Here is a 23,584-nt window from a genome sequence, read left to right on the forward strand (position 1 = left end):
GAAAACTCAAAGGCCGCACCGGTTTTCCGGTGCAGCCTTTCAATGACCACCGTAGGGTGCACTGAGCCTAAGGCGAACTGCACCGATCCGGTGTTTGATGGTGCAGTTCGCCTTAGGCTCAGTGCACCCTACGGAAGCGTCTCTAAACGCAAGAGGCCGCGCTCAACGGTTGGACGCGGCCTCTTTGCCTTCCTTTTGCTAGGCGTCAATCCGCGACGCTATCCACTTTCAACTGTTCACTGTCAACTGCACTAGAACCGTGCCTGCATGCTCAACCAGTAGCTGCGGCGGGCATCCTTGTTGTTGTAGTCGTCAAAGTAAACCGGCTCGAAGCCACCCATGCCGTCGTCTTCAAATGCGGTGTCATAGGTAGTGAAGTCCTCGTCCAGCAGGTTGTTAACCCGGGCGGTAAAGGTGAGTGTGTCATTCATGGCCCAACGTGCACCCAGGTGGAAGATTTCATAATCTTTCCAGTACTCGCCGCCGCTGGAATCGGTGTTGAGACCGCTGCGCCCAAAGCCGCGGAAACGGTCGTGACGCCCTGCCATGGTCAGGTACATGCCGAAAGTCTGAGTGGTCTGCCAGTCCAGGGTGGCATTGACCATGTGCTTGGCGGTGCCGGTCAGCGGGTAGCCTTTCTGGTCTCCACTCTTCTGCTCGCTGTCGATATAGGTGTAGTTCATTTTCAGCGCCCAGCGCGGCAGGAACTGGTAACGACCGGCCACTTCCACACCCTTTATTTCCGCCTTGTCCACGTTCACCGGCTGAGTGACGATGCCGCCCAAGGAGTCATAGGCGCCCAGATCCACACAGGGTTTCTGCCCACCGTTAGCAGAACACAGCGCGCTGTCCTGGCGCACAATCTTGTCTTTAAAATCGTTCTGGAAATAGGTCACGTTGAAGTTATGACGATTGACGCTCTCCCAGTAAAGGGCGATTTCGGAGTTAACGCTGGTTTCCGGCTCCAGGTCCGGATTGCCCACCCAGGGCAGCGTGCCCTGGCGGCCGAACCCGGTAATCCCTGAATACAGATCGGTAGTCTTGGGCGTCTTGTAGCCGGTACTGACGCCCCCCTTCACGGTCCAGGCGGGCGTCAGTTCATAAACACCATAAAGGCGTGGGCTGAATTGATCGCCAAAGGTTTCATGGTTGTCGTAACGGACACCGGCGGTAAGCGTAAAGGGGTCCACCGGGGTCCAGTTATCCTCGGCAAACAGGGCCCACAGGTTGTGGTCGGAAATCCGGCCGCTACGCCCCTCCTCCAGACCAAACACGCCATCTTCCAGCTCGCCACGAATCACCTGGGTACCCAGCACCGCAAAGTGCTGATCATTCACCGGTAATTCCAGCTTGCCATCCAGACGCCACTCCCGGCTTTCCAGGGTGCGCGCCGGGCGCGGCAGGAAGGCCGCTTCCAGTTCCTGATCCGTGGCCCCGTTGCTAACCATCTGGTCATACTGGTCACGCTCCGCCGCCGTCAGCGGCAAGGTGCGGCCCTTGTTGTTAGTCGCCAGGTGCGTCAGGGAAACGGTGCTGTAGCCGATATCCCAGTCCCCTTCATGGGTCAGCGCCACCTGGTCACGGGTGAATTCCTGATTCTTGGCATAGCCGGCCATGGGCAGGCGGTCCACGCTGTCCTGGGTACCGACCTGACTCTTGTCATTGTTGTACACCTGCTCGGACTGGTCGTAATCCAGCGAGATTCGCTGGTTGTCCACTGGCGTCCAGCGCAGGGTGAAGCCACCGGCAATATCCTTGTTGCGCACAGTACGGCCACCACCGCCAAAACCCAGCTCCCGATCGACAACCGTTCCATCCGGCGCAATGGCGGGATCAAACTGCGGATCGGATGCCTGCTGGTCATAGATACTGCCACGCAGGGCCAGACCCAGCTTGCCGGGCACCAGCGGGCCGGAAACGTACAGGTCGGTGGTCACGTCATTACCGAACTCGCTCTGTTCCTGAAAGGTACCGCCCACGGTAATACTGGCCGCCGGCTGGTCGAAGTTCTTCTTGGTAATGATATTGATCACCCCACCCATGGCATCGGCACCATAGAGAGTGGACGCCGGACCACGGATCACCTCGATGCGCTCAATGGCATCCATGGGCGGAATATGGTTGAACTGGTTGCCGCCGAAGTTGTTCGGGTAGATGTCACCATGATTATTCTGGCGACGGCCGTCGATCAGGATCAGGGTGTAATCCGAGCCCATACCGCGCATGGATACGGAGGCCTGGCCGGTCTTGTCGCGGGTTTCTCCCACATCCACCCCTTCCAGTTCACGCACCGCATCCACCACCGAGGTAAACGGGCGACTGTGCAGCTCCTGCTCACCAATCACGGAAATGCTGGCCGGGGCCTCAGTGATCTTCTGTTCGAAACCGGCAGCGGACACCACATTGATCGCTTTCAGCTCATGACTTTGCCCGTTTTGCTCAGCCACCGCCGGTGCTGCCGTGACAGCCAGGGTCAAGGTTGCCAGCAAGGCACGCCGTGGTAGTGCTACCCCAATCATTGTCATTACATCCCCCGTTCGTTCCGTTAATCGGTATAGAAGCGGCGGCATTCTGCTGTTGTTGAGAATCAATATCAAACAATAATAAATCTCAAAATGGTAAAGATTGTAAGGCTCCAGCATTTGCGGGAACTTCCGGGGAGCCCCATGGCAGCCGGGCCTATGCCGTGATACTCCGCCTTGGCCGCTGGCGCCGGATTCCCGGTCCCGATGGTCATACCCTGCTCGTTGACCGTTACATTGAGCACTGATACATTCGATGAACTTGACGTCGTCCAGATTTCGCGTCACCACCTTTCAGGAGAGCCTTATGACAACCACAACCACGGTGACCAGCCAGGGGGTCAATCTGCAGGTCTATACCTTTGGCGACAGCAACAAGGTGCCGGTGGTACTGGTTCATGGTTACCCTGACAATCACAGTGTCTGGCAACCCGTGGCTGACCGGCTGGCGAAGAAGTACTTCGTGATCAGCTACGATGTCCGCGGTGCCGGTGCCTCCGAGGCACCGCGCAGGCAGGCGGATTACCGCATGAGCCTGCTGTCGGCGGATCTGGCGGCGGTGGTGGACGCCACCATTCCCGGGCGGGATTTTCATCTGGTGGGACACGACTGGGGCTCCATCCAGAGCTGGGAATCGGTCACCGCCGACGGGCCGCTCAAGACACGGATCAAGTCCTACACCACCATCTCCGGCCCCTGCCTGGATCACATGGGCCACTGGATGCGCCGGCGCACCCTGAATCTGTCTCCTTCTGCCAAGACCAAGGTGTTCAAACAGGCACTCAGTTCCTGGTACATCGGTTTCTTTCACTTGCCGGTACTGGCCCCTGGAGCCTGGCAGGGTGGCCTGGACAAGCTCTGGCCCCGCTATCTGAAACACCGCGAGAATGTGCAGGAGCCGGAAGCCAACCCCACCCAGGGCAAGGACGGCAAGCACGGCGTGCAGCTGTATCGCGCCAATTTCCGCAACAAGCTGATCAACCCGCAAGCCCGACACGCCGCCTGCCCGGTGCAACTGATCGTACCCACCCGTGACAACTACGTGGGTACCCAGCTTTTTGAAGACTTGCACGAGTGGGTGGACGAGCTGTACCGCCGGGATATCAACGCCAACCACTGGGTACCGCTGAGCCACCCGGACACCATCGCCACCTGGATTGGCGATTTCGTGGCCGGGGTGGAAAGCGGCAAGATGCCCGGTGCCCTGCAGCACGCCCGCGTTCGCCCGGAAAGACTGGGCCTGCCGCTGTACGGCAAGACCGTCGTCATCACCGGCGCAGGGTCCGGCATTGGCCGGGCCACCGCCCTGCGCTTTGCCGCTGAAGGCGCCGACCTGGTGTGCGTGGATATCAATGAGGACAGTGCCAATACCACCGCCGATCAGGCCCGTGAACGGGGCGCGGCCGCCTGGCCACGCAAGGTGGATGTGGGCTCGGCCCAGGCCATGCAGCGTCTGGCTAATTGGGTGGAAAAAGAATTGGGCGGTGCGGACATTGTGGTCAACAACGCCGGCATCGGCATGGCCGGCGGCGTGCTGGAAACCTCCACCAAGGACTGGGATCGCCTTCTCAAGGTCAATCTGTGGGGAGTGATCCATGGCTCGCGATTGTTTGCCCGGCAGATGATTGATGGCCACCGAAAGGGCCACATCGTCAACGTGGCCTCTGCCGCCGCCTTCGCCCCCAACCGCAAGCTGGCCGCCTACTCCACCAGCAAGGCCGCTGTGCACATGCTCAGCGAATGCCTGCGTGCAGAGCTGGCCGAACACCATATCGGCGTCACCTCGATTTGCCCCGGCTTTGTCGCCACCGGCATTGCCAACAGCACCGTGTACGCCGGGCTCAGCGACGAGCAACAGGCGGAAAAACGCGCCAAGGCCGACGCCCTGTACAAGCGCCGCAATTTTTCCCCGGACCAGGTGGCCGCCGCCATCTTCGATGCGGTGCAGAGCAACCCGGCCCTGTCCCTGGTGGGCGCCGAAGCCTGGACCACCCGACTGCTCAGCCGCTTTGCCCCGGTATTGTCCCGGCAGGTAGCGCGCCTGGACATTACCGCCTGAATTGATGACGTGTTGACCATAACAACGGGAGAACAACAGCCATGAACAGCCCTGTGCGCCATCAACTGAAAGCCCGCCGAGTGCAGTTTGATTTCGACAATACGCCACTGCACTGGCTCAAGGATGATCCGTTTTCCACCCATATCATCAACGGTATCCACCTGCTGCTGCCCGCCGGGGAACTGTGGTTCTGCCGGGTCTACAACCAGGCACTGCCGCTGGTCAGTGACGATCAGTTACGCGCCGACGTGGAAGGTTTTATTCGCCAGGAAGCGGTGCATTCCCGCGCCCACAGCAAGGCCCAGCTTTATCTGGAACGCCATGGTTTAAGCGTGGATGACTATGTGCAACGGGTGGAATGGCTGTTTGGCACCTTCCTGGGGGAGGCGCCCTTCGGGCTGAAAGTGCTGCAGCGCAAGGCGATTCAGAAGCAGTGGCTGGTACTGCGGGTGGGGTTGATCGCTGCCATCGAACACTTCACCGGCGTGCTGGGTCAGTGGGCCATGGACAATGAAAGCTGGGAAGACAACGGCGACCCGGCCATGGTGGACCTGTTCAAGTGGCACCTGGCCGAAGAAGTGGAACACCGCACCGTGGCCTTCGATCTGTTCGAGCACCTGTGCAAGTCGCAGCTGGGCTTCTACGTGAGCCGCCAGGCGCTGATGGCCATTGTCTTTCCGCTGTTCATCTACTTCATTTCCGAAGGGGGTCGCAGCCTGGCCCGTCAGGACCCGGACCCTAGCGTGCGCAAAATGGGTCGCACCCTGATACCGCAATTGCTGATGCAACTGGAACAGACCGGCAAACGCACCGAGAACGTGCCCACCTTCACCTTCCTGGTCAACGCCACCCTGCGCTGGTTGTCTCCCCGCTTCCATCCGATCCACGAAGGTGACACCGAACAGGCGCTGGCATACCTTGCTCGATCGCCGGCGGCAAAAGCGGCGGCGGTGCACTGACGCTTGCAGAGCACACTGAGGAAAACCGTCTTCTCTCAGTGTGCTCTGTGTCCTCTGTGCTGAAAATGCCTTCCCGCGCCGCCTGCCCGTAGAGCACAGGGCGCGACGCGCCTGCCGATCGCCTTTACATCGGCACCTTGTCGAACCAGGGTGCCGCCTCTTCCAGCTGCCCGGCCAGCGCCAGCAGCTTGCCTTCATCGCCATGGCCACCGACAAACTGGGACCCCAGCGGCAAACCGCTGTCGCACCAGTGCAACGGCACCGACATGGCCGGCACCCCGGTGACATTGGCGAACTGGGTGAAGGGCATGTACTTGAAATTTTCCATGGCCATCTGCTCGATCATGCCGGTCTTCATCAGCAGTTTTTCACCGCCCACCTTGAGCAGCATTTTCAGGGCACTCTGCTGCCAGCCCGGTGTAGCCATTTCCCCAATGCGTGCCGGGGGCATGGCCAGCGTCGGTGTCAGCCAGAAATCGTACTGCTCCAGGAAGGTATCCAGCGCGATCATGTACTGCTGCCAGCGCGTCTGACATTTCACGTATTCATGGGCAGGCGTCGCGCGCCCAAAGGCGGCAATGGCCAGCGTATCCAGCTCGAACCCGTCGTCACCACAACCGGTCAACGCCTTCACTTCATCCACCTCGGCGGCACACTGACCGAACCATACGGAGAGCCAGTCCATGCACATCTGCTTGGCATCCATCTGCGGCTCGGCCTCGACCACCTGGTGGCCCAGGTCCCGTAGCAGGGCCACGGTTTTCTCCACGGCTTTTACGGCTTCCGGATCCACCGGGGTGCCCAGCGGCGACGCTGTGGAAAAACCGATCCGCAGTGTCCCGGGACGGGATGCCGCAGCCAACTGATAGGGCTGCGCCGGCGGCGCGATGTGGAACAGGCTGCCGCGCTCATCCCCGTGAGTGAGGTCCAGCAGGAGCGCGCTGTCACGCACCGAACGGGTCAGCACATGGTTCACCGCAATGCCATGCATGGCTTCGGTAAAGGTTGGCCCCCAGGGCGTGCGTCCGCGACCGGGCTTGAGACCGAACAGGCCACAGCAGGCCGCCGGGATGCGAATACTGCCACCCCCGTCATTGGCGCCCGCTACGGGCACCACACCGGACGCCACCATGGCGGCAGAGCCACCGGACGAACCACCGGGGGTATGATCCGGATTCCAGGGGTTGCGGGCCGGACCATAGGAATCCGGCTCGGTGATACCCTTGGCGCCGAACTCCGGGGTATTGGTGCGCCCGAAGGGCACCAGACCGGCGGCCTTCCAACGGGACACCAGGGTGGAATCCTGGTCGGCGCGAATGTCGTTTTTCTTACGCGCCTTGTTGCCCTGATAGCTGGGCGCGCCAGCCATTTCCTGGAACAGGTCCTTCACCAGCATGGGCACCCCGGCCAGCGGACCCGTCAGCGGTGCTGCCGCCCGTTCCCGGGCCTGCTCATAGAGAGGAATGATCAGCGCATTCAGGGAGGGGTTGACCTGCTCCGCCCTGGCGATGGCTGTCTCCAGCAGCTCGCTGGCAGCGACCTCGCCCTTACCCACCAGCTCCGCCAGCCCCATGGCATCAAATTGGCGATATTCCTCGAACTTCATGCGTGTGCTCTCCCGAAAACGTTATCGTTTTTGCGACGGTCGCAAGGCGACAATCCGGTTACTGTGGCATAGTCTGCCCTGCCAAGTGGGCCAAAGCTTGTGTGTTTACGTTGTAGGGGCAAAGCATGAAAGCGATCGGTTTCAACCAACCCAGAACCATTGATGATGTGCACGCACTGGAGGATATCCAGCTGGACCTGCCGTCTCCCGGTCCCCGGGATCTGCTGGTGTCAGTGCAGGCGGTGTCGGTGAATCCCATCGACACCAAGCTGCGCCAGCGACCTCTGGATCAGCCCGGTTACCGGGTGCTGGGGTTTGATGCCGCCGGGGTGGTGGAAGCCGTGGGCGCGGAAGTGGAAAACTTCCGCGCCGGTGACCGGGTCTGGTATGCCGGCGCGCTGCAGCGTCAGGGCAGCAATGCCCAGTACCAGTGTGTGGACGAGCGGTTGGTGGCAAAAAAACCGGACAGCCTGGGCATGCAGGAAGCGGCCGCCCTGCCCCTGACGGCCATCACCGCCTGGGAAGCGCTGGAAGACCAGCTCGGTTTCCGGCCCGGCGACTGTGAAGGGAAAAGTCTGCTGGTGATCGGCGGCGCCGGTGGCGTGGGCTCCATCGCCATCCAGCTAGCCGCCCACCATTTCGGACTGACCGTGATTGCCACCGCCGGGCGCGACACCTCCGCCAACTGGTGCCAGGCCATGGGCGCCCATCAGGTGGTGGACTACCGCAAGGAACTGCTGCCGCAACTGGAGTTGCTCGGCCACCCCCAGGTGGACGGCATCCTGGTCACCCAGAGTCTGGACCAATACTGGCACAGCGCCTGCCAGGCGGTGGCCCCGTTCGGTGGCATCTGCGCCATCGTCGATGCCCGTGCGCCCCTGGACCTGAACCCCCTGAAACCGAAAAGCGCCCGCTTCTGCTGGGAGTTCATGTTCACCCGCGCCATGTTCGCCGCCACCATGCAACGCCAGGGCGACATCCTCGACCAGCTGCGTACCCTGGTGGACGCTGGCACTATCCAGACCACCCTCAGCGAAGGCCTGGGCCCGATCAATGCCGACAACCTGAAGACCGCTCACCGCAAACTGGAGAGTGGGCAGACGATTGGCAAGGTGGTGTTGGCGGGGTGGGAAAGTAGTTAACAGTTAACAGTGAATAGTTAACAGCGGCGCGGTTTATGTGGGCTGTTTTTTTTCAACGCAAGAGGCCGCGCTCAAACTATGGGCGCGGCCTCTTGCGTTACAGATCAAACCTCTCTTTTCACGCGCAACAGTTAACTCCCCACCACTCCCCCATCATCCCGGGTAATCACCACTGTTGCCGAGCGGGGTCGGGCGTCAGGGCATCACCGATGGGCAGGGGCTACCCGCCGGCAAGGCTTCCAGGGTGGTCAGGCAGAGGATCGGTTGGCGGGCCAGGGTCCGGTCCAGCAGCGCCGGCCAGGCCTGCGGGTTGGCCATGGGCCGCGGCAGCTTATAGCTGGGCAAGGCCTGCCAGGCGCCATCGTCCCGTTCGGCCAGCACAAACTGGAAGGGGTGCAGACCCGGCACCCCCAACCGAATATCCGTGGCCAGTAACTGGTCAGGGCCGGCTTCCACCTCCATGAAACCCCGGGTAAACCAGGCCAGCTTGCGACCCGCTGGCACCTGCATGGCCTCGGCATAGTCCTGCGGCGAACGGGGAAAGGTTTCCACTGTCAGGGCATCGCCGTTATCCAGCACCCCGGTGACAATCTCCAGGCGCCGCTGCTCGCCCAGCACCGTCACCCGCCACAGCAGGGTGGAAAACGGCATGGGCTGCACCAGACGTGGCGCCTCACTCAAGCCCCGTTGCGCCAGCGTCGGCATCACCCGCTGTGTCATCCACTGCTGGGCGACCAGGCTCCAGCACAGATACAGGGAGGACAGCGTCAGCCCGGTGGCCAGTGCCGTCATTGCCGGCGGTCGTGCCAGAGCCACTATCACGGCAACCAACAGGGGGAGGGTATAAAGCGGATCAATGATGAAGATACTGCTGATCGCCACCGGATCGCCAAAGGGCCAGAACAGGCGCGTGCCGTAGGTGGTAAAGGCATCCAGTAGCGGATGAGTGAACAGGCACAAACCGGTGAAGGCCCACCAGCGCCACAGCGTGATGGCCGGGCGCCAGCGTTGCAGCACCCAGGCCAGTAGCAGGGACACGGGCAGCAATACCAGCAGGGAATGGCTGAAACCACGATGCTCGGTGAAGTTGGCCACCGCATCGCCGTAATCGATCAGTACATCCAGATCGGGCAAGGTCCCCAGCAAGGCACCGCCCAGTAACGCCGAGCGCCCCAGCGTGCGGCCCATGACCGCACCGCCCACCGAGGCCCCCAGAACAACCTGCGACAAGGAATCCATCAAAACGCCCCTGGCAAAATCCGCATACTATCGGTGACATCGCCAGCAGGCCGTCAAGATTGATACGACGGTCAGACGCCCCACAACCCCTTGAGGCTATTCAGCACCTGGCCGGTGACGCCTTTGTCCCCGAGAAAGCCGAGAATTTTCGGTGCGAACTGGCTGACCATCTCTGGAGTCATGCCCAGGGCACTGAACGCCTTGGTGACACCTTGCATGCTGGAAATATTGCCCAACATGGATGACATCATGCCGCCCCCTTCACCCCCGCCAAGCAGGGACTCCAGCCCCGGCACCTTGTTGAGAACACCGCTGAACTGGTCACCGGACAGGTTGCTTTGTGCCATGGCCAGCAAGGCACCGGCACCGCCAGCGGCCTGTTGGCCGGTCACACCCAGATCCGTGGACAGGGAATCGACCAATGCCTTGGCCTCACCGGAAACGGCCATGCCGCCATTGACGCTATCCAGCGTGTTATTGGCAGAGTCACCGGCCTTGTTGATGCCATCGTTGGCGGTCTCGGACGCCTTGTTGATACCCGCATCGGCGCTCTCGGAGGCCTTGTTCACCGCCTCATTGGCGGAGTCCGTCATTTTCTTCAGATCGAAAGCCTGCACCGGGGATGCCAGCACCAGACAGAAGGACGCACCCAAAACCCCAACTCTAAACATATTCATACCTGCTCCTTGATGATTGATTGCACTTCCTTGCTCATGTGGCGACAAACCTTACCGCCTCAGGGACATCAGAACCAACAGTTTATGGCAATCCTATGACCCGTCCGGCAAACATTTCTTCAGCAGATGCAGCAGCTGTTTGCGCTCCTCCCCATCCAGGTTCTGCAGCAGCGAGGCAAACGCCTGCTCGCGGATTCGCTGCCCGTCGCTGGCCACCTTGGCGCCCTGCTCGGTGAGGAACAAGCACACTCGCCGGCCGTCTTCCGGGTCCGACTCGCGACGCAGCAGGCCCTGCGCTTCCAGCACCTTGATCTTGCGAGTGAGTTGGGCCTTGTCGCGGCCCTGATGACGCGCCAGACACTGGGGGCTGCTACCGGGCCGAGAGGACAGCTGCAACAGCAACGACACATCCGGCGGCCCCAGCGGCACTGGCAGCGCGGCCAGCGGTTCGCGCAGCAACTGGCGTAACCGGTTCAGCGTGGCACTGAAGGCTTCACTGAGCGGGTCGGAAATATTCCCGGGCATGGCCACTCCACATAGTTGACTTTATCAACGTTAAATCCCAATATAATTGACATTGTCAACTATATGCCCGGAGATTCCCACCATGGAGCATCACTACGGTACCGCCAGCACCGAACACGCCAGCCTCTATCTGAAAAAACTCTGCCGCCATTTCAGTCACAAGGTAGAGACCGAGTTCGACGACCACCAGGGCAGGATGCAGTTTCCCTTCGGCACCTGCGAGCTGAGCGCAGACGCCACTACCCTGCAACTGCATTGCCAGGCAGACAGCGACCAGATCGCCACCCTGCGCGACGTGATCGAGCGCCACCTGGTGCGGTTTGCCACCCGCGATACCTTGACGGTGAACTGGCAGTAACGCTCTCAGTCTTCCGGTACGTTGTAGTGGAAACGCGGCAGATGCCACTGATAACGAATCGCCAGCAGGCGCACCATAAAGCCTGTCGCCAGCGTCACCGCCGTGGCCAGCCAGACCGGCGACTGCCAGTGCAGTAACAGCAGATACAGGCAGGCCGCCCCCAGCGAGACCACCGCATAGAGTTCTTTCTGGAACACCAGTGGCACCCGGTTGCAGAGCAGATCACGGATCACCCCGCCGAAGATGCCGGTAATCAGCCCGGACAGGATCGCCACCGGCGCCGCCAGGCCCATATCCAGCGCCACCTTCACACCGATCACCGTGAACACCATCAGCCCCATGGCATCCAGGATCAGAAACAGCATCCGTAACCGGCTCATCAGTGGCGCCAGCCAGGTGGTGACCAGGGCCGCCATGGCGGTCAGTGCCAGATACTCCGGGTGGGCCACCCACACCAGCGGATAATGCCCCAGCAACACATCTCGGATGGAGCCGCCGCCCATGGCGGTGACGCAGGCCACCATCACCACCCCGAACAGGTCCATGCGTAACCGCCCCGCCGCCAGCGCACCGGTCATGGCTTCGGCGGTAATGCCGATCAGATACAAGCTCAGTAGCACCGTGAGTTCCTCCCGGTCTTCACATTTCTTTGACTCTCAAACAAGAATCGTTATCATCTGCGCCCAGCAGATGTAGCCAGGCTTCCCCCAGCCATCATCACACAGCGCCTGTAACCGGGCGATTCGACCTTTGCGAACGCGCACCAACTGGGGGTAATCATGTCCACGTTCCGTCTTTCCCGACTTTCCGCCTGCCTGCTACTGGCTGCCAGCCCGTCACTTTACGCAGAAACCAGCCAGAGCAATCCACCGCGCTCACTGGAAACCATTGATGTCACTGCCGCACCATCCGGGGGTGACTATGACGCAGGCATGACCACCGAAGGCAAGGACAGCTACACCACCGACGCCACCAACACCGCCACCCGTATGGTGCTATCGCCGCGGGAAACGCCGCAGTCCGTCACCGTGATCACCCGCGAGCAAATGGAAGACTTCGGCCTCAACAGTGTGGCGGAAGTGATGCAGCGCACCCCCGGGGTCACCGTGAATGCCCAGGACACGGAACGCTTGCAGTTTTTTGCCCGCGGTTTTGAAATCACCAATTTCCTCTACGACGGCATGCCCTCCATGCGCAACAGCTCCCTGGGCAAACAGGCCGCCCAGGCGGACACCTTCATCTATGACCGGGTGGAAGTCCTGCGCGGCGCCAGTGGCCTGCTACACGGCATCGGCAATCCGTCCGCCACCATCAACCTGGTCCGCAAGAAACCCACCCGTGATTTTTCCGGCCAGGTTGGCGTCGAGGCCAACAGCTGGAACGGCTATCGTGGCGAGCTGGATGTGGGCGGCCCCATCGACGGCAATGACAAGGTACGGGCCCGCTTTGTCAGCGCCTATGAGCAGGGTGAGTCCTTCCTGGATCATTACGAGAATGAAAAGCAGGTGTTCTACGGAGTGATCGAAGGGGATATTTCCGACAGCACCATGATCACCCTGGGCATGGACTATATGGATTACGATCCGCAGGGATCCACCTGGGGTGGCATTCCGCTGTTCTACAGCGACGGCGGCATTGCCGACCTGGACCGGGATACCAACCCGGCCACCGACTGGAGCAGCTGGGCCCAGGATGCCCACACCGCTTTCATGCACCTGGAACACCAGTTCAACAGCGGCTGGTACGGCAAGCTGGCTTATACCTACCAGGAAAACAACTACGATGCCCAACTGGCTTCCGCCGGTGGCGGCACCCTGAACCGGGACGGCAGCGGCAAGACGTTATGGTCCGGGCGCTTCCAGGAAGAAAAGCATCAGGACACTTTCGACCTGTACGCCAACGGCCCCTTCGAGTTGTTTGGTCGTCAGCATGAGCTGGTGGTCGGCGCCAGTCATTCCCGCGCCAAACGGGACTACACCGGCCAGCCCGCATTGAACTTCGATAACACCCTGGACAACCTGTTCACCTGGGACGGCAACCGGGCCAAGCCGGCCTGGGGCGCCAACAATGCCGAAGAGAAAGAGCTGATCGAGCAGACCGGCTTCTATGCCACCGCCCGCTTCAAGCCCACCGACTCCCTGGCGGTGATTACCGGCGGTCGCGTGGTGGACTGGGAACGCTCACGCAGCGGCTTCAACTGGGCCGGCCCTTTCCCTACCCATGAAAGACATTTCGAAGAAAACGGCGAAGTGGTGCCCTTTGCCGGCGTGGTTTATGACCTGAACCAGCACCACTCTGTCTATGCCAGCTACACCAGCATTTTCCAGCCGCAAACCGCCCGCGACATGGACAACCGGGTACTGGATCCGGAGGAAGGCAACAGCTATGAAGCCGGCCTGAAGAGTGAGTTCCGCAATGGTCGGGTAAACACCACCGTGGCGGTATTCCGCACCGACCAGGACAACCTGGCGGAATCCACCGGCCAGCCGATTCCCGGCGGCCCGGCCAATTCCGTTGCCTACCGTGCCGTGGACGGCGCACAGACCAATGGTTTCGAGCTGGAAGCCTCCGGCGAAATCCTGCCTCGCTGGCAACTGCTGGCCGGCTACACCTACCGGATCACCGAAGACCCGGAAGGCGACGAGCTGAACACCACCTCGCCGGAGGATATGTTGCGGCTGTCCACACGTTACCGTTTCAATGGCAGCCTGGACGGCCTGACTCTGGGCACCAGCATTGCCTGGCAGAACAAGACCTACGCCTTCGTGACCCGCCCGGGCCACAGTGGCGACTTCAAGTTCGTCCAGGACGCCTACACCCTGGTGGACCTGATGGCCCGTTATCAATTCAACCCGGCACTGTCGGTCACCGCCAATGTCAGCAACCTGACCGACGAGAAATATTTCAACAACCTGGGATTCTATAACGGCGGTTATTATGGCGACGGTCGCAAAGCCAGCCTGAAGCTGAATTACCGCTTCTAACGCACCATCCCCCGGCAGAACGTAGGGTGGATTAGCCGCAGGCGTAATCCACCATGATGCCGGGAAGAAAGTGAAAAGCGGTGGATTACGCCTGCGGCTAATCCACCCTACGCTCTTTTTCTAAAGCAAAGAGGCCGCACTCTCACCATGAGCGCGGCCTCTTTAATTGCAGATGAACCCCGAGCTTTCTCGCGTCGCTGTTAACTATTCACTGTTAACTGCTCACTAACGAAATCTTGCCCTTCTCGATCACGATACGACGCTCTTTATAGAGACCACCGATGGCCTGCTTGAAGGCATTCTTGCTGCAACGGAAGCTGGCGAAGATATCTTCCGGGCTGCTCTTGTCACCCAACGGCAGCTCGCCACCTGCCGCTTCCAGGGCAGCCAGAATCTGCTCGCTGAGCCCTTCGCTCTTCAGCGCACCCGGGGGGTTCAATGACAGGCTGAGCTTGCCGTCGTCGCGCAGACGCTGCACATAGCCGGTGACCCGCTGACCCGGCCGCAGCGGTGCGCGCAGCTCCTGTCTGGCGATCATGCCCCAGCAGCGGTTATCCACTACGACCTTGTAGCCCAGATCGGTGCCGTGGGCGGCAACCAGGGACACTTCATCACCCTGCTGGTAATCGTCGCTGGTATCGTCGAGAAACCGGTCCAGCTGGGCGCTGGCCAGTAGGCGCCCTTCCCGGTCAGTAGTGATCATCACCAGCACCCAATCGCCCTCGCGAATCGGCCCTTTCTGTTCAGCGAAGGGCAACAGCAGATCCTTGGGCATGCCCCAGTCCACAAAGGCGCCCACCTTGCTGGTGGACACCACTTTCAGGGACGCCACCTGGCCGTGCTGGGCGCGGGGTGTGCGCAGGCTGGCCATGGGGCGGCCCTGGCCATCGCTGTACAGAGTGACCAGCACGCTATCACCGGGGCCCAGATTCTGGCCTTCGACCTCCCGGGACGGTAACAGCACCTCCCCCAGCGAACCGCCGTCCAGCAGCAACCCGTTATGGATCGGCTTGATGACTTCCAGGGAATGGCGAGTGCCAAGTGTAGTGGATGCGGTCATGGTTCGGGCCTGGTTGGTTTAAGGGTGGGGTTTGGTGCCTGACCGGAATAGAAACGTAGGGTGGATTAGCCGCAGGCGTAATCCACCAGCCTTACCTTCCGAATTATCGTTACGCTGAAACGAAGGTGGATTACGCCTAGGGCTAATCCACCCTACGATTCCTGGTCACCCGTTAGGCGATTTCCGCGCAAACGCGGTTCGTAGCTCGTTGCCGCGGCGCGCTACCACATCAGATCGTCTGGGATCGGGAAGTCCTTGTAGGGGTCATCCTCGTCCACCGCCTTGCTGCCGCGCTCGTTGAGCAGCAGCACCGCAGACTCCTCACGCTGGCGAATCTTTTCTGCCACGACCGTGGGCACCAGCTCGTAGCCGTCGCCCAGGGCGACAATGGCGATCTGGCCGCGCTCAAGCTGGGCCTGCTGCTTGGCGGTGACCCAGGCCTTCTTGATCTTCTTGTCCTGTACGAACTGATAGGCCACATCGCCATGCTGGCGATCCAGACGACTCTGTTCGATCATCTGCTTGATCTGGGCGGCGATTTCCTTCTTCTCACGCTCCGCCTTGCGAGCAGCTTCACGCTGACGATCCGCTTCAGCCTTTTCCTCGCGCTGGCGACGGGCCCGCTCGGCCGGGTCTTCCAGTTCGATTTCGCCACGCTTGGCCTGGTTGGCTTCCTGGCGTTTTTGTTGTTTGGCACGACGGGCCTTCTTCTGGTCCGCCAGGCCGGCTTTCATCAATTGTTCTTGCAGGGAATTGGCCATCTTGCTCTCCGAACTCAACGGCGATTCTGGGTTAACGGGGACGCAGGCGGCACCCCCAGCAGCGGCTGGGCCCGGTGGAACCGGGTATCGTAACCGGGCTGCCAGGGGAACACGCCCTTGGGATCGGGCCACACCATTTGCAGGGCCGGGTACGGCGCCGGCAGGCTCTGGTAGAACCAGTTGGCGAAGCCCAGGTATTCCTTGTAATGCGCAAAGGCCACCGGCAGGAACATGACTTCCAGGCCATCGGCAATATCGTTGTACAGGCGGTATGGCTGATAGGGCTTGTTCAGACCGCGAATGCGCACGGCGGCACTGTCCAGCAGGCGGCTGGCCAGGGAATCCTTGAGCCCCAGCACGATCAGTTCCGGGTGATTCAGATTGAGGAAATGCCCCACGCTGAAGGTGAAACCAGGCTGACCATCGCCACCGGGCACCGCAAAATGGTGCCAGCCCTTGCGCTGGATATCTGCCAGCAAGTCTTTGTCTTGTGCATCTTCCGGTGCCGGATAGCGGAACTGTCCGGGCATTTCATCTAGAAACATAGGTAACTGTCAGCAGGAGCCGGGCCAAACCTGCCGAACCCCGGCAAATGAATCGTGATTGTTGTGGGCATGGTACCAGAATCCCTGTGGACTTGGTGACACCCTTGTAGACCTGCAATACTGAACGTTCACTCACAAGCAGGAGTTTCCATGAAACGCATCAGTCTGCTGGCAGCCGGTTTACTGGCCGCCCCCCTGGCCTGGTCAGCACCAGGCATTGCCGTTTATGGCGGCGGCTACAGCTGGGACACCGAGTTTGAAGGCACGGTTGCCTCTGGTGGTGAAGATATCCGCATGCAGGATGACCTGGGCTTTGATGAAGCCAATCAGCAGGTACTCTATCTGGGCGTGGAACATGCCGTACCGCTGATTCCCAATGTGCGGGTGCGCAGCCTGGATCTCTCTGATGACGCCAGCAACCGCCTGCAACGTACCTTTGTGTTCAATGGCCAGCTGTTTGTGGCCAACACCGAGGTCGCAACCGATATCGATCTGGACATCCTCGACGGCACGCTCTACTACACGCCGCTGGATAATGCCCTGAAAGTGAACCTGGGGGTGACCGTCCGCAAGATCGAGGGCAGCATCAGCCTGGACAACCTGCTGGTCAGCACCACCAAGAACTTCGATGAAACCCTGCCCATGCTGCATGCCTCTGGCCGACTCAACCTGCCGGTCCCTGGCGTCTATGTCGGCGGCGAGATCGATACGATCAGCTACGACGGCAACACCTTGCGGGATCTGACCGCTCGCATCGGCTGGCGCTCGGATTTCCTGCTTGGCGTCGAGCTGGGCTACAAGCACATGGACCTGGAGCTGGATGATGTCAGCGATCTGGATGCGGACCTGGATATGGGCGGCCCCTATCTGGCGGCGTCACTGAGTTTCTAGTGGCTTGTCACGGACCAGGCATTGCCTCTGGCCTCGGCGGAGGCAGGGACAATGCCTTTTCCTGTTGAACCTGATTAGTCGCGGCCGGCGCGCTTTGCCGGCTGTGCGCTGCCCTGGTTTTCCTGTTCGGCCATCTGTACCAGTCGCGCGTCCTTCTGCGCCCACAGATCACTGACCCACTGCTGCATTTCCGCCCGAAAAACCGGGTCTTCCTGGTAATCGCTCCGCCATAGCGCCGGCTTCAGGGAGCGGGTCTGTACATCCACCACGACCCGATCCACTTGGCCACACAACAAATCCCAGAAGCCCGGCGGCGCCCCTTCCGGATAGAGGATGGTCACATCCAGTATGGCATCCAGATTGTCACCCAGAGCCGCCAGTACAAAAGCCACACCACCGGCCTTGGGCTTGAGAAGATGCCGGTAGGGAGACTGCTGGTTATCATGTTTGGCGGCAGTAAAGCGGGTACCTTCGAGAAAGTTCACCACTGTCACCGGTATACCCTGAAATTTCTCACAGGCCTGCCGGGTGATCTCCAGATCCTTGCCTTTGAGGTGGGGGTACTTCTCCAGAAACGCTTTGCTGTAGCGCTTCATGAAAGGGTAATCCAACGCCCAGAATGCCAGCCCCAGAAACGGCACCCAGATCAGTTCTTTCTTGAGGAAGAACTTGAAGTAAGGCGTCTTGCGATTGAACGCCTGAATCAGCGCGGGGATATCCACCCAGGACTGATGGTTGCTGATCACCAGATAGGAGGTGTCGCCGCGCAAATCCTCCACGCCACGTATCTCCCACTGGGTGGGTGTCATCAACGCAAAGATGGCCTTGCAGATCTCGGCCCAGGTTTCAGCGATAGCCATGACGACAGAGGAGCAGACCTGGCGGGCTCGCGAACCTGGCAGGATCACCTTGAGTAGCGCCACCAGCATCATGGGGCCAATCAGTATCAGGGTATTGAGCAGCAATAACAGTGCGGTGATAACGCCCGTGATCGTGGCAGCCATGGTGACACTCCTACTCTTTTCCCTGTCAAAGAGGGTATTAAACCCGGTTCTCGCCATCACGCAAGTCTGCCCACCCGCCGCGGGAAGCAACAGCGTGATGGATTGAGCTGCCGAAAACCGGCGCACAAAAAAAACGGCACGCTGTCGAGCGTGCCGTTTTTTCTCACCGGTAAAAGCGCTACTCGCCTTTACGCTCCACGGCCATATGGTCCACGTTCTGGAATCCACGTGGCAACTTGGCGCCACGGCGGCCCCGCTCCCCGTAGTAGTGCTCCAGATCGCTGGCCTTGAGAGTCAGATGACGTTTACCGGCATGGATGGTGAGCGCATCCTGCGGCCCCAGCACCTGCATGTCCTGCACGAACTCAATCCGGTCCGCCACCCGCGCCCCGGGGATGGACATCATCTTGTTGCCCTTGCCGCGCGCCATTTCCGGCAATTCCTTCACCGGGAACACCAGCAGACGGCCCTCGTTGGAGACCAGCGCAATCAGATCGTCATCGGTGGAGGCAATCGGTTTCGGCGGCAGCACCCTGGCGCCCTTGGGCACCGACAGCACCGTCTTGCCTGCCTTCTTGTTGGCCAGCAGATCCCCGTAGCGCACCACAAAGCCGTAACCGGCATCGGTGCTCATCAGGTAGGCGTCCTTTTCCTTGCCCATCACCGCGGCCATGAAGCTGGCCCCGGACGGTGGGCTGACACGGCCAGACAGGGGTTCGCCCTGGCCACGGGCACTGGGCAGTGTATGGGCCGGCAGGGAGTAACTGCGGCCGGTGCTGTCGATAAAGCATACCGGCTGATTGGACTTGCCCTGGGCCGAGGCCTTGTACTTGTCGCCGGCCTTGTAGCTCAGGCCAACCACATCCACCTCATGGCCCTTGGCAGAACGCACCCAGCCTTTCTCGGACAGCACCACGGTCACCGGGTCAGCGCTGACCAGATCCGTTTCGTCGAGGGCAGATGCCGCATCCCGTTCTACCAGCGGCGAGCGACGATCGTCGCCATATTTGTCCGCGTCTTCCTGCAGTTCCTTGGCCACCAGCTTTTTCATTTTCGCCATGGAGCCCAGGGTGGTTTCCAGATACTCACGCTCTTCGTTCAGCTCATCCTGCTCGCCACGAATCTTCATTTCCTCAAGCTTGGCCAGGTGGCGCAATTTCAACTCGAGGATGGCTTCCGCCTGCTGCTCGGAAATACCGAAGCGCTCCATCAGCACCGGCTTGGGCACATCTTCGGTGCGGATGATGTGAATCACTTCATCAATATTGAGGAAGGCCACCAACAGGCCTTCCAGGATGTGCAGACGCTCCAGCACCTTGTCGAGACGGTGCTGCAGACGCCGACGCACGGTGACCATACGGAACTGCAGCCACTCGTTAAGGATCATATCCAGGCTTTTTACCTGTGGCCGGCCATCAATGCCGATCATGTTCAGGTTTACCCGGTAGTTCTTTTCCAGATCCGTGGTGGCAAACAGGTGGCTCATCAACTGGGGAATATCCACCCGGTTGGAACGCGGTGTAATCACCAGACGCGTGGGATTTTCATGATCCGACTCATCGCGCAGATCACTGACCATGGGCAGCTTTTTCTTCTGCATCTGGTCGGCAATCTGTTCCAGCACCTTGGCGCCGGATACCTGATAGGGCAAGGCAGTAACGACGATGTCACCTTCCTCGCGCTCATAGACAGCACGCTGCTTGAGCGACCCCTTGCCTTCCGCATACATGCGGATGATGTCGTTCTGGGAAGTAATCACCTCCCCCTCGGTGGGGAAATCCGGGCCCTGGATGTACTGCATCAGGTCATCCAGTGACGCCCCCGGATCCTTGAGCAGGTGAATACAGGCATTCGCCACTTCACGTAGGTTGTGCGGCGGAATATCCGTGCTCATGCCTACCGCGATACCGGTAGTGCCGTTGAGCAACACATTGGGCAGACGCGCCGGCAGCAGCTTGGGCTCGTCCATGGTGCCATCAAAGTTGGGCACCCATTCCACCGTGCCTTGGCCCAGCTCGGCAAGCAGCACTTCCGCATAGGGCGCCAGTTTGGATTCGGTATAACGCATGGCAGCAAACGACTTCGGGTCATCTGCACTACCCCAGTTACCCTGACCATCCACCAGCGGATAACGGTAGCTGAATGGCTGCGCCATCAACACCATGGCCTCGTAACAGGCCGAGTCACCATGGGGGTGATATTTACCCAGTACATCACCCACGGTACGCGCGGATTTCTTGTACTTGGAGGTGGCCTTCAGCCCCAGCTCACTCATGGCGTACACAATACGCCGCTGCACCGGCTTGAGGCCGTCACCAATATTGGGCAAGGCCCGATCCAGAATCACGTACATGGAATAATCCAGGTACGCTTTTTCGGTGTATTCCCTTAAGGGAAGACTTTCAAATTCATCAGCCATTTCTTCAATGCCTTCTTCTCGATCACAGCATGTTCAAATGCTGAGAGGCTATATGTCTTTGCGATGCTCGAAGAGTTGCAAGTTGAAAGTTCAAAGTTGCAAAGCGCGGAAGAAGCCCTGCCAACCTGAACAGCCTTGCCCGCGTGCCGCCGTTAACGGCCAGCGCGAAGCGATAGCCTTTCAACACACAAAGAACTGGCTTCGCGTTGCAACTTTCCACTTGAAACTTTCCACTCAAATCTCAGCCAGATTGCCTTTCTCTTCCAGCCAGATCTTGCGATCGGAGGCGCGCTTCTTGCTCAGCAGCATGTCCATGAGCTGGTGGGTATCGTCTCCGCCGGTCACTTCCAGGCGCACTAGCCGGCGGGTGTCCCGGGCCATGGTCGTTTCGCGCAGTTGCAGCGGATTCATTTCGCCCAGGCCCTTGAAGCGGGTGACGTTGACCTTGCCGCGCTTCTTTTCGGCCTTGATACGGTCCAACACGCCTGCACGCTCCTCCTTGTCCAGGGCGTAGTAAACCTCTTTGCCCACATCAATGCGGTACAGCGGTGGCATGGCCACGAACACATGGCCGTTCTTCACTAGCGCCGGGAAGTGACGCAGGAACAGGGCACAGATCAGGGTGGCGATATGCAGGCCGTCGGAATCCGCATCGGCAAGGATGCACACCTTGCCGTAACGCAGACCGCCCAGATCATCACTGCCCGGCTCGATACCCAGTGCCACGGCAATATCGTGAATTTCCTGGCTGCCCAGCACTTCGCCGGAGTCCACTTCCCAGGTGTTCATGATCTTGCCGCGCAGGGGCATGATGGCCTGGTAGACCCGGTCCCGGGCCTGCTTGGCAGAGCCACCCGCCGAGTCCCCTTCCACCAGAAAGATTTCGCTCTGGGACGGATCATCGCTGGTGCAGTCGGCCAGTTTGCCGGGCAGCGCCGGACCACTGGTGATCTTCTTGCGGGTGACTTTCTTGGCGGCACGCAGACGCTTCTGGGCATTGTTGATGCACAGGTCCGCCAGCTTCTCTGCTTCATCGGTGTGCTGATTCAGCCACAGGGAAAAGGCATCCTTGACCACGCCGGACACGAACGCGGCGGTCTGCCGGGAACTGAGCCGCTCCTTGGTCTGGCCGGCGAACTGCGGGTCCTGCATCTTGACGCTGAGCACATAGGCAACCCGGTCCCAGATATCTTCCGGGGTCAGCTTTACGCCACGGGGCAACAGGTTGCGGAATTCACAGAACTCGCGCATGGCTTCCAGTAAACCAGAGCGCAGGCCATTCACATGGGTGCCGCCCTGGGGGGTGGGAATCAGGTTAACGTAGGATTCCTGCACCAGCTCGCCGCCTTCCGGCAGCCACATCACCGCCCAGTCCGCCGCTTCGGTTTCGGCGCTCATGGCACCATTGAAGGGCTCATCCGGCACCCGCTCCCAGCCACGACCGGATTCCAGCAGGTATTCGATCAGGCCATCAGCGAATTGCCAGGCATCCGTTTCACCGCTGACCTGGTTGTCCAGGGTAACCAGCAACCCTGGGCACAACACCGCCTTGGCGCGCAGCAGATGCTTGAGCCGGGAAACGGAAATCTTCGGTGAATCAAAATACTTGGCGTCGGGCCAGAAACGCAGAATGGTGCCGGTGTTGCGTTTGCCGACGGTATCGACCACTTCCAGATCGCTGCGTTTTTCGCCATCACCGAATTCCATCCGGTGCAGCTGGCCGTCCCGTTTCACCAGGATTTCCAGCTTGGTGGAGAGGGCGTTAACCACGGACACGCCGACACCATGGAGACCACCGCTGAACTGGTAGTTGTTGTTGGAGAACTTGCCGCCGGAATGCAGCGTGGACAGGATCACTTCCACCCCGGGCTTCTTCTGAACCGGGTGCATGTCCACCGGCATGCCGCGACCGTCATCCTCCACTTCCACGCCGCCATCTTTCAGCAGGGTGACCTTGATGGATTTGGCATGGCCGGCCAGGGCTTCATCCACCGAGTTATCGATGACTTCCTGGGCCAGGTGGTTGGGACGGGAGGTATCGGTGTACATCCCCGGACGCTTGCGCACCGGGTCGAGGCCCGACAACACTTCAATATTTTCGGACGTATACGTATTGGCCATAGATTTTCCAGAAGCGCCAGACGCATGACGCCAGACGCTGAACGCTTGGCAGGATCAAGCGTCTGGCGTCTGGCCTCGGGCATCAGGCGTGTATTTCAATACCACAAAACCGCAGTATCAGCGGAATGAAGGCGTCAAAGTTATCAAAGCCGTGGCTGCCACCCAAGCCGCAATAGCGGTGGCAGTCCCCGTAATAGTCCCAGCCGTCTTCCCAATCGAGGGTTTCATCGCCGGTCTGGGTGAGCAGAAGCAGGTTTTCCGGCTGGCTGATGGCCGGCACTTCATAGCGCTTCAGCTCGTCCAGCCAGGCCGGATTGAATTCCCAGGCCTCGCCAGTGTGATAGTTATGCTGGATACCTGTGTATTTGTCCAGTAGTCGCCAGGGTCGAACGGCAGGATTTACGATTACCGCCTGCAAATCATGGTGCTCGGCCAGCCAGGTAGCATAGAAACCACCCAGAGATGAGCCCAGCAACGCCACCGGACCGGCCCCGGCAATCACCGCATCCAGCTCCGCCATGGCCGCCTTGGGCTCCACCGGCAGCGCCGGCACGTGCAACCGCTCCGGACAACCGGCACGCTCAAACACCTCTCGCAACCGGGTCGCCTTGTGGGACGCCGGGGAACTGTTGAAGCCGTGGATATAGATGAGAGAGGTTTCTGGAGCCATAGGAATTCAACAGGTCGGAGGATCAAACAGTGAACAGTGAAC

At 60.2% G+C, this 23,584-nt stretch carries 19 protein-coding genes; 6 read left to right on the plus strand and 13 right to left on the minus strand.

Annotated features, from left to right (window positions below):
• Positions 1 to 251 precede the first annotated feature (251 nt).
• Positions 252 to 2,525 (minus strand): TonB-dependent receptor domain-containing protein, encoded by a 2,274-nt coding sequence (locus ACMG4N_RS00650; protein WP_414432536.1) that lies wholly within the window; start codon positions 2,523 to 2,525, stop codon positions 252 to 254.
• Positions 2,526 to 2,829: 304 nt separating this feature from the next.
• On the opposite strand from ACMG4N_RS00650, the gene ACMG4N_RS00655 reads away from it, so the two are divergent.
• Both ACMG4N_RS00655 and ACMG4N_RS00660 read left to right on the plus strand, forming a co-directional pair.
• Positions 2,830 to 4,581, plus strand: coding sequence for an SDR family oxidoreductase (locus ACMG4N_RS00655; protein WP_297766093.1), 1,752 nt, complete (start codon positions 2,830 to 2,832; stop codon positions 4,579 to 4,581).
• Between the two features lie 41 nt (positions 4,582 to 4,622).
• Entirely contained in the window at positions 4,623 to 5,540 is a 918-nt protein-coding gene (locus ACMG4N_RS00660) for a metal-dependent hydrolase (protein ID WP_297766090.1), read from the plus strand.
• A 124-nt stretch (positions 5,541 to 5,664) separates the two neighbouring features.
• Here ACMG4N_RS00660 and ACMG4N_RS00665 read toward each other — a convergent pair whose 3' ends face one another.
• Positions 5,665 to 7,146 (minus strand): amidase, encoded by a 1,482-nt coding sequence (locus ACMG4N_RS00665; protein WP_414432537.1) that lies wholly within the window; start codon positions 7,144 to 7,146, stop codon positions 5,665 to 5,667.
• 125 nt (positions 7,147 to 7,271) lie between these two features.
• On the opposite strand from ACMG4N_RS00665, the gene ACMG4N_RS00670 reads away from it, so the two are divergent.
• Positions 7,272 to 8,288 (plus strand): zinc-binding alcohol dehydrogenase family protein, encoded by a 1,017-nt coding sequence (locus tag ACMG4N_RS00670; RefSeq protein ID WP_414432539.1) that lies wholly within the window; start codon positions 7,272 to 7,274, stop codon positions 8,286 to 8,288.
• A 195-nt stretch (positions 8,289 to 8,483) separates the two neighbouring features.
• Here ACMG4N_RS00670 and ACMG4N_RS00675 read toward each other — a convergent pair whose 3' ends face one another.
• From ACMG4N_RS00675 to ACMG4N_RS00685, 3 genes are all read right to left on the minus strand, one after another.
• On the minus strand, positions 8,484 to 9,527 hold the full coding sequence (locus tag ACMG4N_RS00675) for a metal-dependent hydrolase (protein ID WP_414432541.1): 1,044 nt from the start codon (positions 9,525 to 9,527) through the stop codon (positions 8,484 to 8,486).
• A gap of 71 nt (positions 9,528 to 9,598) precedes the next feature.
• Complete coding sequence (locus tag ACMG4N_RS00680; protein ID WP_414432543.1) at positions 9,599 to 10,204, minus strand: DUF2780 domain-containing protein; 606 nt, start codon at positions 10,202 to 10,204, stop codon at positions 9,599 to 9,601.
• Positions 10,205 to 10,297: 93 nt separating this feature from the next.
• Positions 10,298 to 10,729: a MarR family winged helix-turn-helix transcriptional regulator gene (locus ACMG4N_RS00685; protein ID WP_297766075.1), complete on the minus strand. Its 432-nt coding sequence runs from the start codon at positions 10,727 to 10,729 to the stop codon at positions 10,298 to 10,300.
• 82 nt (positions 10,730 to 10,811) lie between these two features.
• On the opposite strand from ACMG4N_RS00685, the gene ACMG4N_RS00690 reads away from it, so the two are divergent.
• On the plus strand, positions 10,812 to 11,087 hold the full coding sequence (locus ACMG4N_RS00690; protein WP_297766072.1) for a DUF2218 domain-containing protein: 276 nt from the start codon (positions 10,812 to 10,814) through the stop codon (positions 11,085 to 11,087).
• Positions 11,088 to 11,092: 5 nt separating this feature from the next.
• On the opposite strand, the gene ACMG4N_RS00695 is transcribed toward ACMG4N_RS00690, so the two are convergent.
• Entirely contained in the window at positions 11,093 to 11,707 is a 615-nt protein-coding gene (locus ACMG4N_RS00695; protein WP_297766067.1) for a trimeric intracellular cation channel family protein, read from the minus strand.
• A 159-nt stretch (positions 11,708 to 11,866) separates the two neighbouring features.
• On the opposite strand from ACMG4N_RS00695, the gene ACMG4N_RS00700 reads away from it, so the two are divergent.
• Positions 11,867 to 14,071: a TonB-dependent siderophore receptor gene (locus tag ACMG4N_RS00700; RefSeq protein ID WP_414432546.1), complete on the plus strand. Its 2,205-nt coding sequence runs from the start codon at positions 11,867 to 11,869 to the stop codon at positions 14,069 to 14,071.
• A 214-nt stretch (positions 14,072 to 14,285) separates the two neighbouring features.
• Here the strand turns inward: ACMG4N_RS00700 and ACMG4N_RS00705 are convergent, their stop codons facing one another.
• From ACMG4N_RS00705 to ACMG4N_RS00715, 3 genes are all read right to left on the minus strand, one after another.
• Positions 14,286 to 15,131 carry a S1 RNA-binding domain-containing protein gene (locus ACMG4N_RS00705; protein WP_414432547.1) on the minus strand — a complete coding sequence of 282 codons (846 nt, stop codon included), beginning with the start codon at positions 15,129 to 15,131 and terminating at the stop codon, positions 14,286 to 14,288.
• A gap of 221 nt (positions 15,132 to 15,352) precedes the next feature.
• A complete protein-coding gene (locus tag ACMG4N_RS00710) occupies positions 15,353 to 15,892 on the minus strand; it encodes a DUF2058 domain-containing protein (protein ID WP_297766057.1) in 540 nt (179 codons plus the stop codon).
• Positions 15,893 to 15,906: 14 nt separating this feature from the next.
• On the minus strand, positions 15,907 to 16,437 hold the full coding sequence (locus ACMG4N_RS00715; RefSeq protein ID WP_297766053.1) for a DUF4262 domain-containing protein: 531 nt from the start codon (positions 16,435 to 16,437) through the stop codon (positions 15,907 to 15,909).
• A 150-nt stretch (positions 16,438 to 16,587) separates the two neighbouring features.
• Here ACMG4N_RS00715 and ACMG4N_RS00720 point away from each other — a divergent pair, with 150 nt between their 5' ends.
• Entirely contained in the window at positions 16,588 to 17,328 is a 741-nt protein-coding gene (locus ACMG4N_RS00720) for a TIGR04219 family outer membrane beta-barrel protein (RefSeq protein WP_272963156.1), read from the plus strand.
• A gap of 74 nt (positions 17,329 to 17,402) precedes the next feature.
• Here ACMG4N_RS00720 and ACMG4N_RS00725 read toward each other — a convergent pair whose 3' ends face one another.
• The 4 genes from ACMG4N_RS00725 to ACMG4N_RS00740 form a co-directional block, all read right to left on the minus strand.
• On the minus strand, positions 17,403 to 18,332 hold the full coding sequence (locus ACMG4N_RS00725; protein WP_414432549.1) for an acyltransferase: 930 nt from the start codon (positions 18,330 to 18,332) through the stop codon (positions 17,403 to 17,405).
• Positions 18,333 to 18,510: 178 nt separating this feature from the next.
• Positions 18,511 to 20,751 (minus strand): DNA topoisomerase IV subunit A, encoded by a 2,241-nt coding sequence (parC, locus tag ACMG4N_RS00730; RefSeq protein WP_414432551.1) that lies wholly within the window; start codon positions 20,749 to 20,751, stop codon positions 18,511 to 18,513.
• 234 nt (positions 20,752 to 20,985) lie between these two features.
• Entirely contained in the window at positions 20,986 to 22,872 is a 1,887-nt protein-coding gene (parE, locus tag ACMG4N_RS00735; protein WP_335626299.1) for a DNA topoisomerase IV subunit B, read from the minus strand.
• Between the two features lie 82 nt (positions 22,873 to 22,954).
• On the minus strand, positions 22,955 to 23,542 hold the full coding sequence (locus ACMG4N_RS00740; RefSeq protein WP_297766042.1) for a YqiA/YcfP family alpha/beta fold hydrolase: 588 nt from the start codon (positions 23,540 to 23,542) through the stop codon (positions 22,955 to 22,957).
• Between the last annotated feature and the right edge of the window lie 42 nt (positions 23,543 to 23,584).

It is taken from the genome of Alcanivorax sp. IL2 (assembly GCF_047495475.1).
In the GTDB taxonomy this organism is placed as follows: Bacteria; Pseudomonadota; Gammaproteobacteria; order Pseudomonadales; family Alcanivoracaceae; genus Alcanivorax.